Raw genomic sequence first — 14149 nt, 5'->3', positions numbered from 1 at the left:
AATTTATCCCCTGATAAAGAGAAAGCCCGGCAAGCCGGGCCTCAAGCGCTTATTGCGCGGCGGGGTAGCCGTCGCCGTTAATCCAGGCGTGGTCTTTTTCCCAGGTGAATTTCCACTGCCGCACCGGCCCGGCCATCACGTTGAGGTAATAGTTGTCGTAGCCCGCCAGGGTCGCCACCGGATGATAACCGCGCGGCACTTTCACCACGTCGCGATTGTAGACCGGCATGCATTCGTCGAGCGTGCGATCGTCGGTATAGACGCGCTGCATGCAGAACCCTTGCTCCGGCTGAATGCGGTGATAGTACGTCTCTTCGAGATAGGTCTCGTCCGGCGAATCTTCTTGATCGTGCTTGTGGCTCGGGTAGGAGCTGGTGTTGCCCTCGTCGGTGTAAACCTCCACCACCAGCAGACTGTCGGCCGGCTCGCTGTCCGGCAGAATGTTATGCACCAACCGCTGGTTGCGCCCCTTGCCGCGCCGCTCCACGCCGATTTCCGCCGGCGTGATCAGGCGTGAAGGCAGATGGCCGCTGCCGGGCGCGCTGCACACCGCCAACTCCAGATCGGTTTCTGCCCGCACGTCGATGCGATCGTGGTGCGGCACGTACACCGCGTAAGGCGGCGTGCGCTCGAACGGACTCATGCGTTTGCCGATATGCGGGTATTCGGCGCGCAGCGTGGCGACGGAGGCGATACCGGCCACCAGTACCAGACACAGTTCCTTGTCACCGCATTCCAACCGCAGCGACTGCCCGGCGGCCAGGCGGTAAACGTCAAAGCCGACATAGCCCCAACCGGCATTTTCCGGCGTCACGTGCTGGATACGCCCCTCGGCGTTCGGCGCCTGACATTTGGCAAGCAGTGAAGACATTTCGATTCTCCTGTTAACTCCCCGTGCAAAGGCCGCTGCCCCCATGGAGCAACGGCCCGCTCATACTCTGCGATCGCTTAACCCAGCGTCGGCATGCTGAATTCAGACACCGTCTGTTGTCCGGCCGGCCAGCGCGCGGTGGCGGTCTTCATGCGCGTGTAGAAGCGCACGCCGTCGGTGCCGTGCACGTTCAGCGCGCCGAACACCGAGCGCTTCCAGCCGCCGAAGCTGTGGAACGCCATCGGCACCGGCACCGGCACGTTGACGCCGACCATCCCGGCCTGCACTTCCTGCACGAACTGGCGCGCGTAGTGGCCGCTGCCGGTAAAGATGGCGCTGCCGTTGCCAAACTCGTGGCCGTTGACCGTGTCGATGGCGGTGCGATAGTCCGGCACCCGCACGATGCCCAGCACCGGCCCGAAGATCTCTTCGCGGTAGATGCGCATGTTCGGCTTCACATGGTCGAACAGCGTGCCGCCGACGTAGTAGCCTTCAGGGTAGCCCGGCACCTGATAATTGCGGCCGTCGGCCACCAGGGTGGCGCCTTCTTCCACGCCCAGATCGATGTAGCCCAGCACCTTTTTCTGATGGGCGGACGACACCAGCGGCCCCATTTCATTCTCTTCGCCACCCTGCTGCAAGCCCGGCCCGACGCGCAGCTGCGCGATCAGCGGCTTCAGTTTGGCGATCAGTTTGTCGGCGGTGTCGTCACCGACCACCACGGCGATCGGCAGCGCCATGCAGCGCTCGCCGGCAGAGCCGAACGCGCCGCCCATCAACGCGTTGACCGTGGCGTCCAGATCGGCATCCGGCATGACGATCGCCTGGTTTTTCGCCGCGCCGAAGGCCTGTACCCGCTTGCCGTGCGCGCTGGCGGTGGTATAGATATGTTCCGCCACGGTGGAGGAACCGACGAAGCTCACCGCCTGAATGCGCGGATCGGTGCACAGCTGCGCCGCGTCTTCATTGGCGCAGTGCACCACGTTGAACACGCCGTCCGGCAGGCCGGCTTCTTTCAGCAGCTCCGCCAGGCGCACTGAGGCCGAAGGCACCAGCGCCGGCGGCTTGAGGATAAAGGTATTGCCGCAGGCCAACGCGATAGGGAACATCCACATCGGCACCATCGCCGGGAAGTTGAACGGGGTAATGCCCGCCACCACGCCCAGCGGCTGCATCAGCGAGAAACTGTCGACGCCGCTGCCGACGTCCGGCGAGTATTCGCCCTTGATCAGATGCGGGATGCCGCAGGCAAATTCGACCACTTCCATGCCGCGCGTCAGTTCGCCCAGCGCATCCGAATACACTTTGCCGTGTTCGCTGACGATAAGCTCGGCCAGCTCGTCGCGGTGCTGTTCCAGCAGCGCCTTGAAATTGAACATGATGCGCGCGCGGCGCAGCGGCGTGGTGCGCGACCAGTCGGCAAACGCCCGGTGGGCCACGTCGATGGCCTGTTTGACTTCGGCGGCGGTGCTCTGCGTGACGCGTCGCTCAACCTGCCCGCTGGCCGGGTTGTGCACGTCGACGGTTTGATTGCTGCTGCTCAGGCACACCTGCCCGTCAATAAAGTTACCCACGGTTTTCATGTCACGCCCTCTTTTCAAGTCCGCTGTCGCCTGGCCACACCCAGGCGGCGCGGCGTTAATCGTCCCGCTCGCCAAACCCCGTCGGCAAGCCGGCTAAATCCTGACCGGATGCAGCAAACTCTATTTCATTGAAAAAAAAGTTTCAAATAAATTGTTTTGAAAAATTTGTTTTTAGTGCGTGAGGTCGCAATTTTGCGGTGTCGATCGGGTTGGCGCTTGCATTGCCGTGCCAGGGGAAGCGCAACTGCGGCGGAGAAAGTTGGGGTAATACACACTGACTTTGCTACAGAAAACCCGCACTGTGCCTGCCCTGTCGCCGTTACCGCACGCCCTCGAGCGCCCAAGGTGCCCGAATCGCTCGCGACGGTTTTTTTTGAACTGGATCTAAAAATCAATATTCCATTATTCACTAATTATGAAATAAATGTTCTTGTTTGTTCCAGCATTTATCGACGACATCGCCTTGATGACAGGCACGGTTCACACCCTTCCGCTCGCCCTCTTCCCGACACCCCAACCGTGCGGACGGAAGCCAGGATAAAAATCGGAGCAACACATGTCATATCAGCGTAAGCACAATACCGGCTACATATTGCGAATTTGCGGCATCGCCGCCCTGGGCGGCATTCTGTTCGGCTACGATACCGCCGTGATCTCCGGCGCGATCGAAGCGTTGAAAGCCTATTTCGATCTCAGCCCGGCCGAAACCGGCTGGGCAGTCTCCAACGTGGTGATCGGCTGCGTGGTCGGCGCCTTCGCCGCCGGGCCGCTGGCGGCGCGCTGGGGCCGTAAAAAGGCGCTGATGCTGGCAGCGCTGCTGTTCACCGTGTCCGCCGTCGGCGCAGCTTTGGCCCCAACTTTCACCTGGTTCGTCATCTACCGCATCATCGGCGGGCTGGCGGTCGGCATTGCCGCCACCGTGTCGCCGATGTACATGTCGGAGGTGTCGCCGAAAGACATGCGCGGGCGGGCGCTCAGCATGCAGCAATTCGCCATCGTCTTCGGCCAGATCGTGATTTTCTACGTCAACTTCAAAATCGCCAGCCTCGCCAGCGAAGCCTGGCTGGTGGAAATGGGCTGGCGCTGGATGTTCGCCTCGGGCGTGATCCCCTGCATTCTGTTCTGCATCCTGGTGTTCGTCATTCCTGAATCGCCGCGCTGGAACGTGATGATGGGCCGCGACGATCAGGCGCTGGCGATGTTGACCAAGGTCTCCAACGCCGCCCACGCGCAGAATCTGCTGAAAGAAATCAAAGACTCGCTGCAGCAGGATCAACAGCAGCAGCACCGGAAGCTGAACTACGGCGATATGCGGGTGCGGTTCATCCTGTTCGTCGGCTGCATGATCGCCATGTTGCAGCAGGTCACCGGCGTCAACGTGATGATGTATTACGCGCCGGTGGTGCTGAAAACCGTCACCGAAAACGCGCAGGAAGCGCTGTTCCAGACCATCTGGATCGGCGTGCTGCAGTTGGTCGGTTCGGTCATCGGCGCCATGCTGATGGATCGCATGGGCCGCATTCCGCTGATGCGTTACGGCACGCTGGGCGCCATCGCCGGCCTGCTGCTCACCTCGTACGCGCTCTACACGCAGGCCACCGGCTATTTCGCGCTGTTCGGCATGCTGTTCTTCATGGTGTTTTATGCGCTGTCCTGGGGCGTCGGCGCCTGGGTGCTGGTGTCGGAAATCTTCCCGAACCGCATGCGCGCGCAGGGGATGAGCATCGCCGTCGGCTGCATGTGGGTCGCCAACTTTGCGGTGTCGCAGTCGTTCCCGATGATCAACGACCACCCTTACCTGTTCTCGCATTTCCACGGCGCCTTCCCGATGTGGATCTTTGCCGCCTGCTGCCTGTTCAGCTACTGGTTTATCGGCCGCTATATTCCTGAAACCAAAGGCGTCTCGCTGGAAAAAATGGAACAGGTGGTGCTGGCCAAACGCCACCGCCAATCCCTGCCCGACGGCAAGCCGCTGCCGCTGGAAAACGGCAAATCCTGATCTCTCACCCCTTATCGCTGGAGTCATGCCCCATGAACATTGCGCTGGACCGCTTCTGTATTAACCGCAAGATCGCGCCGAATCTCGACCTGGACAATTTTTTCCGCCTGGTGAAACGCTGCGGGCTCAGCAAAGTTGAGCTGCGCAACGACATGCCCAGCGGCAAGGTGACCGACGATCTGAGCGACGCGCAGCTCAACGCGCTCGCCGCGCAATACGGCATTGAAATCGTCACGATCAACGCCCTCGGCATGTTCAATCGGGTGGATGACCCGGCGGCGCTGCAGCAGCGCGCCGAAGCGTTGCTGGCGCAGGCGCAGGCCATCCACAGCCGGGCGCTGGTGCTGTGCCCGCACTGCAGCGCCGACGACACGCGCAGCGAGCAGCAAAAACGGGACGATACCCTCGCCGCGTTGCGTCTGCTGGCGCCGCTGTTTGCCCGCTACGGCGTGCAGGGATACGTCGAGCCGCTGGGCTTCGGCATCAGCTCGTTGCGATCGTCGCTGCTGACCCAGGCGATCATCCGCGATTCGGGCGCGCCATACCGCATCGTGCTCGATACTTTCCACCACTATCTGAGCGGTGTGGCGCAAGCCGACTTCGACTCGCAGATCCAGGTGGCGCAGATCGGCCTGGTGCATCTGTCCGGCGTGGAGGATGGGCGGGATAAAGGCGCGCTGAGCGATGAAGAGCGCATCATGCTGAGCGCGGGCGATCGGCTGGAAAGCCGCCGTCAGGTACAGAACCTGGAACGTCTGGGCTACACCGGCGTCTATGCCTTCGAGCCCTTCTCTTCGCAGTTGGACGGCTGGAGCGAGGCGGATATCGAACGGGAAATCCGCCAGAGCATCGCCCTGCTGCAAGGGTAAAAAAACGGCCTCCGCGGAGGCCGTTTTTCATGGCGTTACTTCAGGTTGCCGACCACCAGCTGGTGGCGCGCATTGTAAAACTTACGGTAGGCCAGATAGCAGGCGATGATGGTCGACAGGCTGGCGGTGGAAAGCAGCATAAAGGTCACCATAATCTGGTATTTGATCGCTTTCACCGGGTCGATGCCGGCAAAGATCAGGCCGGACATCATGCCCGGCAGGCTGACCAGCCCAACGGTTTTCGCCGAGTCCACGGTCGGGATCAGCGAAGCGCGGATGCTATCGCGGATCAGCGCCGCCGAGGCGAACTTGGGCGTCGCCCCCAGGCTGAGCATCTCCTGAATCTTCTGCTGCTCGCCTTTGAAACGCTGGCCGAGGTTGGTGTAGCACAGCCCCACCGCCACCATGGCGTTGCCGGCGATCATCCCGGAGATGGGGATCACCTGCATCGGCGTAAATTCGATGGAGCCGGTCAATACCAGCACCGCCAACGTCAGCACCGCGCCGGTGGTGATGGCGATAAACGACGTCACGAACGCGTGTTCGACGTACTTGCTGCGTTTCTTGGCGTTGTAAGCCGCGTTAAAGCAGATGAACAGCACCATCAACACGGTGAGAACGGCGTTATCCAGGTCGAAAATATACTTCAGCACGTAGCCGACGATGATCAGCTGCACCACCGCGCGGCAGATGCTCCAGATAATGTCCTTTTCCAGCGCCAGCTTTTCCCGATGGCTGATCAGGATGGCGACCACCACCAGCACCATCGACAAGCCCAAGGATTCGTTGGTGATGTTATGCTGATTCATGCTGTTGCTCCTGTTGCTCGGCGCCGTGCGCGCGCAGGGTGATCACCTCGTCCGCATGCGCTATCTCTTCGGTATCGTGCGTCACCCACAGCACCGCCAGCCGGTGTTCCGCCACCAGCTGATGCACTATCTCATTGACGTTGCGTTTGTTTTCCTCGTCCAGCGCACTGGTGATCTCATCGAGCAACAACACCCGGGGCATAAACTGCAGGTTGCGGATCAGGGACACCCGCTGCTTCTCCCCGCCGGACAGTTCATTGATGCTCTTGGTCAGCATCGCCTCCGGCAGCCCGAAACGCGCCAGATCGGCCTTCATTTTTCGCTCGGCCGGCGGTTCCTGGCGGATCTGGTAGGGCAGCGCCAGATTGTCGTAAACCGTATTGCCGAACAGTGACGGCGTCTGGAAGCAGTAAGAGACCTGCTTGCGATACGCCTCCGGCGACATCTCGTCGATCGCCTGGCCGTCGAAATAGAGCTTTCCGCGGGTCGGCTCCATTAAGGAAGAGATGATTTTCAGCAGGGTGCTTTTCCCGCAGCCGGAAGGTCCGGTGATCAGTTTGAACTCGCCTTCACCCAGCGTGAAAGAGACGGAATCCAGGATCACCTGGCTGTCTATTTGATAATGAATATCATCCAATCTCAGTATGTCTTTCTTTTCCTTCATTACGATGCCGGCTCCCTATACCTGTTCCCGTCTGAGCGATAAGTATATGGCTGCCAAAAACATCTTAGCAATGGCTGTGCGGATGGCAGCGAACGGAGGGGAAGGATTGACGGAGCGAAACGCCCCGCCAAATGATAAATTTAATTAATGATTAGCTGTAGGAATAGTCAAAAGCGACCGCCAGGGTCGAATCACTCTTTTTTTATCGCTGCCTGTTCGTCGCAGCTGTACCAGCGGAGAGAATTGTTGATGCTGCGGTGGGTGCAGTGAACCTTACCCTCCTTTTCCAGCGCCAGCAGCAGGGTGCGGGTGGTATAAATATTTTCGCCGCATTTATCCGCCAGCTCGCGCGTCTTCGGCCACTGCTCCGGCGGGGGATGATGGCCCCCAGATCCTTCCACACGCTCCCTGCACAATCCTTGCAACACATTCAGCATCAGCGATTTTCTGCTTTCAAACGTTTTCGGCGCCTTGGCCATAGCATTCCTCCTGAGTGGTTACTGCTGAGCACCCCGCTCACGGCTGCACGTCAGCGATGCGCAGGGTGTAAATCATGGTGGCATTCGGGGGGATCGCCGGCGGGTTGCCCTGTTTGCCGTACGCCAGCGCCGGCGGCACCACCAGCGTGATCGCGCCGTGGCGCTGCAGCTTCTCGATAGCCGCGCGAAACAGCGGCGGGTAGCGCGTCAACGGCTGCGAGATCACCGTCCCCGCCAGCTCCATGTCTTTGACTACCCGGCCGTCGGTCAGGCTTTCGCGCACCACGATATCCACCCGATCGTCGGCGCCGATCGCCCCGCTGCCGGCATAGTCCACCCGGTAATAGAAACCGAGCGCATCCTGCTTGACCCCCTCCTGACGGACGAAATTGGCCAGGTAGGCGTTGTCATCCCGAGGCGGCGCCTGCGTCTGTTGCGCCTGCTGCAACCGCTGCTGCGCCGTGTGCAGCGCGCCGTCGATGGCGGCTTCATCGAGCCGCAATCGCCCGGCCAGGGTATCGGCGATGCCCGCCAGCAACAGCTGGCGATCCGCCTCCAGCCCCGCGCGCCGGTTCTCCTGCTGCAGATGCAGAATGTCGCGTCCGAGCGACACGCCGGCGGCATACGCCTGCTTGTCCGCCTCGCTGGCCAGCGCGGGCGGCTCGGCCGCCTGCTGCCGTTCGGCCAGCAAGGTCTCCACCCGCCGCTGCTGCTGCGCCAGCTGCGCCGCCAAACTTGCGCTGCGCTGTTCGGACCGCGTTAACGAAACGGCCAGCACGCTCACTTCAGGCACCGGCGCAACGGCCTGCCGCAATCCCTTCAGGGCATCGGCCAGCGGCCGAATATCGACGACGGCCGGTTCCCGTTTCGGCGCCGCGGCGGCCTGAGCCGCCGCCAACTGCCGCTCCAGCTGACGGATTTTCTCCGCCTGCTGTTGCACAGAGTGCTTCAGAGAAGTTAAACGAGCGCCGTCTGCCCCCGCGACGGCGGCCGGTTTGGCGGCCGGTGCGGGCGCCGATTTACGCGCGCTGTCTTCCCTGGGCGCGGCCGGCGGCGCCTGCCGCTGTTCGGCAAACTTCAACAGCGCGGGAATGCCGTCATCGGCGGCGCAAGCGGCCCCGCTCGCCGCCAACAGCAAAAGCCCCATCGCCCATCCTTGCGCGCATCGCTTCATGGTTACAGATTCTCAACCCGGCTGGACAGATCGGACATCAGCTCATGCTCGACGTCAGCGCAGAATTTCTCGGTTTTATATTGATAAAGAGCATCAATCGCTTTACGGGTACTCTCATCCACGTTGCCGCGCACCCCGGCATATCCCGAAGCGTTGGAAAGCAGGCCATTAAAATAGGCGATGCGTTTTTGGTAACTTTGCGGATTAATATTCTTTAATGAATTAACCCGCTGCTGACAAAGCGCGATGCGTTGCTCATCGGATTTATCATTAGGATTATTCTGTGAGATTTTTTTCACGGAATTCAGTTTTGTCTTGCTCCCGCCCGCACAGCCAGAAAGCGCCATAAAAGACAGCAGAAATAGGGTCAAACCCGCCCAACGGCGCCCGCCGCAAGCATTAATCATCGTTATCATTCCGTTTATAATCCTTTAATTGTCACTTAGGTCATCATTATGTGGCGAACGGCAGCAGCACATGCCTTAATTTGATTAATCAAAATGGGTTAGGTAGCAAAAAATCCCTATCACGCAATGCGATAGAATAATTCACTACCGGTGCAATTGTTATTTAATTGTTAACCAATTAGGTCTAAACGCTGGCTAAACGCGAATAAGAAACCCCATTCCCTCATGAACAAACAACCATGAAATAACAATAAAAACAATAAATTATGTTTTATATTTTGTTTCTAAAGGGAAATGCATCATCTGCTGCCTCAGAGCGATATTAGCAAAACAATATTGTGAATTGTAGGTGCCACCCTATTTCCCCCGATCTAATATCTCGCATATCGTTATTTATATAGTGATTTATACTGGATAATATTTGTATACGATCTATTGATTTTAAAGCAAATATATTTCTTTTTCCTTTTGGTTTTATATTCTGAATTTGACTTAATTTAATAAAATCTATTTCCAAGCAATACTATTATTTGCAAGAATATTCCCAGCAACACGCCACACGTAAAACTCGTATTTTATTTACCAGAAAATCCATTATCGATTTTCCAAATCTCGTTATTTCTCATAAATAACGGATGTCGGCGTATTGCCCAGAGCAAAAGGATCTGGCTCCAACCGCACGGACGGCGACATGGCGTTGCCACCGCCGCGGGGGATTTAGATGTGCTGTTCTTTTTATTTAAAAACTCTCTACAGGAACCTGAGAAATGAAACTGAATAAATTAATGCTGGCAACCATGATTGCTTTCGCTTCCGCATCTGTTGCTCATGCCGCATCTAATCAGGGCAGCGGTAAAGTCACCTTTACCGGCGAAATTATCGATGCGCCATGCAGCGTCGCGCCGGAATCCGTTGACCAAACCGTGCCGATGGGCCAGATCAGCAGCCGCATCCTGGCCAACCAGGGTAAATCCAGCATGCAGCCTTTCAACATCGAACTGAAAGATTGCTCCATCTCCACCATGAAAAACGTCAAAGTGACCTTTACCGGCACGCCTGATCCGGTCAACAACAAACTGCTGGCCCTGAGCGGCACGGCAACCGGCGCCGGCATCGTGATCTACGACAACCTGCACTCCAAAGAGGTGGAACTGGGCACCGCGACCGACGGTCAGGGCCTGAACGACGGCGACAACTCGCTGAAATTCGCCGCTTATCTGCAGGGCAGCAGCGCCTCAAGCGCCGTGGTGCCGGGCGACTTCACCAGCGTGGCGAACTTCACCCTGGCTTACCTGTAATACCCCACAGGGGATGTCTCAGGGCATCCCCCGCTTTATTGCATGCCGAGGATACCGGCAAGGGAACAGGGAAAGACAGGGAGACGCCAGCATGACTATCCGCCTTTGCGGCCTGTTGCTCATCGCGCTCAGCGTCGGCAGCGCGGCGGCGGCAGCGAAAAATCAGGGCCACGGCAAAGTCAGCCTAGGCGGCACCATCGTTGAAACGCCGTGCGGCATCGCCAGCGACAGCCTGGATCAAACCGTCGATTTTGGTCTGATTTCCATGACCGACGCCTCGCAGGATGGGCAGTCGGTGCTGATCGGCAGCCGCCGCCATTTCACGATCAAACTGGTGAACTGCGAGCTGGCCAGCCAGGTGAAGCCTGACTTCATCTATCGCGCGGCCAACGTCACGTTCGACGGCACCGCCGACAGCGGGGATCCTTCCCTGCTCGGCGTTTACGGCGAGGCGAAGGGCGTGGCTATCGAGCTGTTGAACGATGCCGGCACGCCGATCCCGCTCGGCAGCACGACGGCGGATTACCAGATCGTCGCCGGCGACAACACGCTGCGCTTTGGCGCGCAGTTGCGCCTGCATCCCGACAAGGCGCGGGCGGGCGGCTTCAGCTCTCTGGCCAAATTCACCCTGTCTTATCTCTAGCGCCGGCGGGCGCTGCACAGCATTACGTATTCAGGTCGTACGGATGACCTGCTATTGGGCGCGGACTTGCCATGAGTGATTATGCTATGACGTCATTACAGACACGGAAACACCTACCTCTCCTCGTCATTCTGTCTTTCCTCTGGGTGCGTCCGGCATTTTCCGCCACGGAATTCAATACCGACGTCCTGGATATCGGCGAGCGCAGCAAAGTGGATCTTTCGCGCTTCTCCGACGCCGACTACGTCATGCCCGGCGCTTATTTGCTGGACATCAAGATCAACCAGAAAACGCTGCCCCAGCGCAGCATTCAGTATTTCCCGTCGCCGGATAACAAGAGCGGCAGCCAGGTGTGCCTGCCGCCTGATCTGGTGGAAAAAATGGCGCTGAAAGAAGAAGCGGCCAAAAAAGTCACCCTGTGGCACGACAACCAGTGCGCCGACATTCGCGGCATCAAAGGCGCGACCATCTCCGATCGCATCGGCGGCGGCGTGCTGGCGATCACCATCCCGCAGGCGTGGATGAAATACTCCGATCCCGACTGGACGCCGCCCGAGCAGTGGGACGACGGCATTCCCGGCCTGCTGCTGGATTACAACGTCAGCGGTCAGCTAGGCAAACAGAGCCATAACAACAACACCGCCCAGAACCTGAGCAGCTACGGTACGCTGGGCGCCAACCTGGGCCCCTGGCGCCTGCGCGCGGACTACCAGGCCAATTACAATCAGCAGGCCGGCGATCGCAGCACCGGTTTCGACTGGAACCAGATCTACGCCTACCGCGCGCTGCCGATGCAGGCCGCCAAGCTGACGCTGGGTGAGATCTATCTCGACTCCGGGGTGTTCGACGCCTATCGCTTCACCGGCCTCAACCTGGCCAGCGACGAGCGCATGCTGCCGCCTAACCTGCAGGGCTACGCGCCGGAAGTGCGCGGCATCGCCAAGAGCAACGCCAAGATCACCGTCTCGCAGGAAGGCCGCACGCTGTACGAAACCACCGTGCCCGCCGGGCCGTTCGCCATCCAGGATCTCAACAGCTCGGTGCGCGGCAAGCTGGACGTCAAGGTGGAAGAGCAGGACGGCACCGTTTCGACCTTCCAGGTGGATACCGCCACCATTCCGTACCTGACCCGCCCGGGCTACGTGCGCTACAACGTGGCGCTCGGCAAAACCTCGGCCTACGACCACCGCACCCAGGGGCCGCTGTTTTCCGCCAGCGACTTCTCCTGGGGGCTGAGCAACGCCTGGTCGCTGTATGGTGGCGCGCTGCTCGGCGGCGACTATAACGCCTGGGCGCTCGGCCTCGGCCGCGATCTGAACGTGTTCGGCGCCATGTCGCTGGACGTCACCCAGTCGATCGCTCGCCTGCCCGGCGAGCCGACCGCCAGCGGCATGTCGTTCAAGCTCAACTACGCCAAACGCTTCGACGAGCTGAACAGCCAGATCACCTTCGCCGGCTACCGCTTCTCGCAACGCAAATTCATGAACATGTCGCAGTATCTGCAGGAGCGCTACGGCGATTACGACAAGAATTACAACGGCCGTCAGAAAGAGCTGTATACCATCACCGCCAGTAAAACCTTTATGGCGGAAGACAGCGCCAGGGCGATCACCACCTATCTGACTTACTCGCACCAGACCTATTGGGACGCGCGAACCCAGGATCGTTACGGGCTGTCGACCAGCAAGTTGTTCAGCATCGGCGATATCAGCAACATCACCGCCTCGCTGTCGGCTTACCGCACCTATTACCAGGGCCGCACCGACGACAGCGTGATGCTCAACTTCACCGTACCGATCGGCGATCGTCGGCGCGTCGGCTATGCGCTGCAAACCAACAACGGCGACGTCACGCAGACCGCGTCGTACAACGACTACAGCGATCCGGACAATACCTGGCAGGTCAGCGGCGGCTTTAACCAGTCCGGCAAATCGCTGGCGCGCGGGTACTACACCCACAACGCCTCGTTCGGCTCGCTGAACGCCAGCGCCTCTTACCAGCAGGACAGCTACTCGTCGATCGGCGGCTCGTTCCGCGGCGGTCTCACCGCGACCCGGCACGGCATCGCGGCGCATCAGAACTCGAGCAACGGCGGCAGCCGCATGATGCTCGACACCGACGGCATCGCCGGCGTGCCGATCAACAACGGCCGCGCCTACAGCAACCGTTTCGGGCTGGCGGTGATTTCCGACATCACCAGCTACTACAACACCGACACCCGTATCGACGTCAACAAGCTGGCGGACGACGTCGAGGCCACTCGCGCCGTGGTGCAAGGCACGCTGACCGAAGGCGCCATCGGCTACCGCCACTTCGAGGTGGTGAAAGGCAGCAAGCTGCTGGCCACCATTCGCCTCGCGGACGGCAGCGAACCGCCGTTCGGCGCCGCGGTGCTGAGCGAGAAAGGCCGCGAGGTCGCGGTGGTCAACGACGGCGGCTCGGTCTATCTGACCGGCGTACAGCCGGAGGAAAAACTGGATGTCGCCTGGGAAGGCCAACGCCGCTGCCGCATCGTGATCCCGGGCGCCGCCAAGCCGCTGGACCAGCTGCTGCTGCCGTGCGCCACCCTGTAATCCGTAACGCTGAGAAATAATGACATGAACAAACACCCGATAACGCTACTGACCGCCGCCGGCCTGGCCCTGAGCGCCGTACTGCCCACCGCCGACGCGGCGATATCGCTGGATCGCACGCGCGCCGTCTATGTGAGCGACGCCAAATCGATCAGCCTGAATATCGTCAACGAAAACAAAGAGCTGCCTTTCCTGGCGCAGTCCTGGCTGGAGAACGAGCAGCATCAGAAAATCACCTCGCCGCTGGTGGTGCTGCCGCCGTTGCAGCGCGTGGAGCCGAGCGAGCGCAGCGTGGTGCGCATCACCAAGACGCCGGAAGCGGATCGCCTGCCGCAGGATCGCGAGTCGGTGTTCTACTTCAACCTGCGCGAGATCCCGCCGAAAAGCACCAAAACCAACGTGATGCAGCTGGCGCTGCAGACGCAGATCAAGCTGTTTTACCGGCCGAAGGCGATTGTCGCGCCCAAGGGTGAAGTGTGGCAGGAAAAGCTGGTGTTCCGTAAAAGCGGCGGCGCCATCACCGTCGACAACCCGACGCCGTTTTACATCACCCTGACCGGCATGACGCGGCAGACGCAAAAACAGGGCGGCGGCGCGATCGGCGGCTTTCAGCCGCTGATGCTGAAGCCGAAATCCAGCGAAAGCCTCAAGCTGCACGACACCGGCATGAACAGCTTCGTCATCACCTACATCAACGACTACGGCGGCCATCCGGAGCTTCGCTTCGTCTGCAATGGCGGCGTTTGCACCGCCGTGCCCGAGAAAAAATAAGGAGGTCCA

13 protein-coding genes are annotated in these 14149 nt (G+C 59.7%); 6 read left to right on the top strand and 7 right to left on the bottom strand.

Going from position 1 to position 14149, the window contains the following annotated elements; all coding sequences use genetic code 11:
- Positions 1 to 49: 49 nt before the first annotated feature.
- On the bottom strand, positions 50 to 871 hold the full coding sequence (gene iolB / locus ACJ8OK_RS20115; protein WP_033631886.1) for a 5-deoxy-glucuronate isomerase: 822 nt from the start codon (positions 869 to 871) through the stop codon (positions 50 to 52).
- Between the two features lie 77 nt (positions 872 to 948).
- Complete coding sequence (locus ACJ8OK_RS20110) at positions 949 to 2454, bottom strand: CoA-acylating methylmalonate-semialdehyde dehydrogenase (protein ID WP_015379335.1); 1506 nt, start codon at positions 2452 to 2454, stop codon at positions 949 to 951.
- Between the two features lie 556 nt (positions 2455 to 3010).
- On the opposite strand from ACJ8OK_RS20110, the gene ACJ8OK_RS20105 reads away from it, so the two are divergent.
- Positions 3011 to 4453: a sugar porter family MFS transporter gene (locus ACJ8OK_RS20105; protein ID WP_442530894.1), complete on the top strand. Its 1443-nt coding sequence runs from the start codon at positions 3011 to 3013 to the stop codon at positions 4451 to 4453.
- Positions 4454 to 4485: 32 nt separating this feature from the next.
- The gene (locus tag ACJ8OK_RS20100; RefSeq protein ID WP_085337647.1) at positions 4486 to 5322 is read left to right on the top strand and encodes a TIM barrel protein; all 837 of its coding nucleotides are present in this window, start codon (positions 4486 to 4488) and stop codon (positions 5320 to 5322) included.
- 35 nt (positions 5323 to 5357) lie between these two features.
- On the opposite strand, the gene fetB is transcribed toward ACJ8OK_RS20100, so the two are convergent.
- From fetB to ACJ8OK_RS20075, 5 genes are all read right to left on the bottom strand, one after another.
- Complete coding sequence (gene fetB / locus ACJ8OK_RS20095; protein ID WP_033631883.1) at positions 5358 to 6131, bottom strand: iron efflux ABC transporter permease subunit FetB; 774 nt, start codon at positions 6129 to 6131, stop codon at positions 5358 to 5360.
- Positions 6118 to 6795, bottom strand: a complete 678-nt coding sequence (fetA, locus tag ACJ8OK_RS20090; RefSeq protein WP_442530892.1) for an iron efflux ABC transporter ATP-binding subunit FetA — start codon at positions 6793 to 6795, stop codon at positions 6118 to 6120. The genes fetB and fetA overlap by 14 nt, the downstream gene beginning before the upstream one ends.
- Positions 6796 to 6986: 191 nt before the next feature.
- Positions 6987 to 7274 (bottom strand): FaeA/PapI family transcriptional regulator, encoded by a 288-nt coding sequence (locus ACJ8OK_RS20085; protein WP_004930885.1) that lies wholly within the window; start codon positions 7272 to 7274, stop codon positions 6987 to 6989.
- Positions 7275 to 7311: 37 nt separating this feature from the next.
- Entirely contained in the window at positions 7312 to 8421 is a 1110-nt protein-coding gene (locus ACJ8OK_RS20080; RefSeq protein WP_442530891.1) for an FKBP-type peptidyl-prolyl cis-trans isomerase N-terminal domain-containing protein, read from the bottom strand.
- Positions 8422 to 8450: 29 nt separating this feature from the next.
- On the bottom strand, positions 8451 to 8795 hold the full coding sequence (locus ACJ8OK_RS20075) for a hypothetical protein (RefSeq protein ID WP_370446676.1): 345 nt from the start codon (positions 8793 to 8795) through the stop codon (positions 8451 to 8453).
- 827 nt (positions 8796 to 9622) lie between these two features.
- Between ACJ8OK_RS20075 and ACJ8OK_RS20070 the strand changes: the two genes are divergently transcribed.
- The 4 genes from ACJ8OK_RS20070 (at position 9623) to ACJ8OK_RS20055 (ending at position 14140) form a co-directional block, all read left to right on the top strand.
- Complete coding sequence (locus tag ACJ8OK_RS20070) at positions 9623 to 10153, top strand: fimbrial protein (protein WP_004930897.1); 531 nt, start codon at positions 9623 to 9625, stop codon at positions 10151 to 10153.
- A 91-nt stretch (positions 10154 to 10244) separates the two neighbouring features.
- A complete protein-coding gene (locus tag ACJ8OK_RS20065) occupies positions 10245 to 10796 on the top strand; it encodes a fimbrial protein (RefSeq protein ID WP_004930899.1) in 552 nt (183 codons plus the stop codon).
- Positions 10797 to 10882: 86 nt separating this feature from the next.
- A complete protein-coding gene (locus tag ACJ8OK_RS20060) occupies positions 10883 to 13369 on the top strand; it encodes a fimbria/pilus outer membrane usher protein (RefSeq protein WP_082997473.1) in 2487 nt (828 codons plus the stop codon).
- A 24-nt stretch (positions 13370 to 13393) separates the two neighbouring features.
- Positions 13394 to 14140 carry a fimbrial biogenesis chaperone gene (locus ACJ8OK_RS20055; protein ID WP_021505171.1) on the top strand — a complete coding sequence of 249 codons (747 nt, stop codon included), beginning with the start codon at positions 13394 to 13396 and terminating at the stop codon, positions 14138 to 14140.
- Positions 14141 to 14149: the final 9 nt, after the last annotated feature.

The organism is Serratia sp. CY71090, assembly GCF_052166845.1.
Taxonomy (GTDB): domain Bacteria; phylum Pseudomonadota; class Gammaproteobacteria; order Enterobacterales; family Enterobacteriaceae; genus Serratia; species Serratia nematodiphila.
The sequence above is the reverse complement of the archived record's forward strand: the minus strand, read 5'-3'. Positions and strand labels throughout refer to the sequence as shown.

What these genes read in the sequence shown, in the direction of transcription:
- ACJ8OK_RS20080 (WP_442530891.1), bottom strand. Translation starts at nt 8,421, where the DNA reads ATGGGGCTTTTGCTGTTGGCGGCGAGCGGGGCCGCTTGCGCCGCCGAT.
- ACJ8OK_RS20105 (WP_442530894.1), top strand. Translation starts at nt 3,011, where the DNA reads ATGTCATATCAGCGTAAGCACAATACCGGCTACATATTGCGAATTTGC.
- iolB (WP_033631886.1), bottom strand. Translation starts at nt 871, where the DNA reads ATGTCTTCACTGCTTGCCAAATGTCAGGCGCCGAACGCCGAGGGGCGT.
- ACJ8OK_RS20100 (WP_085337647.1), top strand. Translation starts at nt 4,486, where the DNA reads ATGAACATTGCGCTGGACCGCTTCTGTATTAACCGCAAGATCGCGCCG.
- ACJ8OK_RS20110 (WP_015379335.1), bottom strand. Translation starts at nt 2,454, where the DNA reads ATGAAAACCGTGGGTAACTTTATTGACGGGCAGGTGTGCCTGAGCAGC.
- ACJ8OK_RS20070 (WP_004930897.1), top strand. Translation starts at nt 9,623, where the DNA reads ATGAAACTGAATAAATTAATGCTGGCAACCATGATTGCTTTCGCTTCC.
- ACJ8OK_RS20075 (WP_370446676.1), bottom strand. Translation starts at nt 8,795, where the DNA reads ATGGCGCTTTCTGGCTGTGCGGGCGGGAGCAAGACAAAACTGAATTCC.
- ACJ8OK_RS20085 (WP_004930885.1), bottom strand. Translation starts at nt 7,274, where the DNA reads ATGGCCAAGGCGCCGAAAACGTTTGAAAGCAGAAAATCGCTGATGCTG.
- ACJ8OK_RS20065 (WP_004930899.1), top strand. Translation starts at nt 10,245, where the DNA reads ATGACTATCCGCCTTTGCGGCCTGTTGCTCATCGCGCTCAGCGTCGGC.
- ACJ8OK_RS20055 (WP_021505171.1), top strand. Translation starts at nt 13,394, where the DNA reads ATGAACAAACACCCGATAACGCTACTGACCGCCGCCGGCCTGGCCCTG.
- ACJ8OK_RS20060 (WP_082997473.1), top strand. Translation starts at nt 10,883, where the DNA reads ATGACGTCATTACAGACACGGAAACACCTACCTCTCCTCGTCATTCTG.
- fetB (WP_033631883.1), bottom strand. Translation starts at nt 6,131, where the DNA reads ATGAATCAGCATAACATCACCAACGAATCCTTGGGCTTGTCGATGGTG.
- fetA (WP_442530892.1), bottom strand. Translation starts at nt 6,795, where the DNA reads ATGAAGGAAAAGAAAGACATACTGAGATTGGATGATATTCATTATCAA.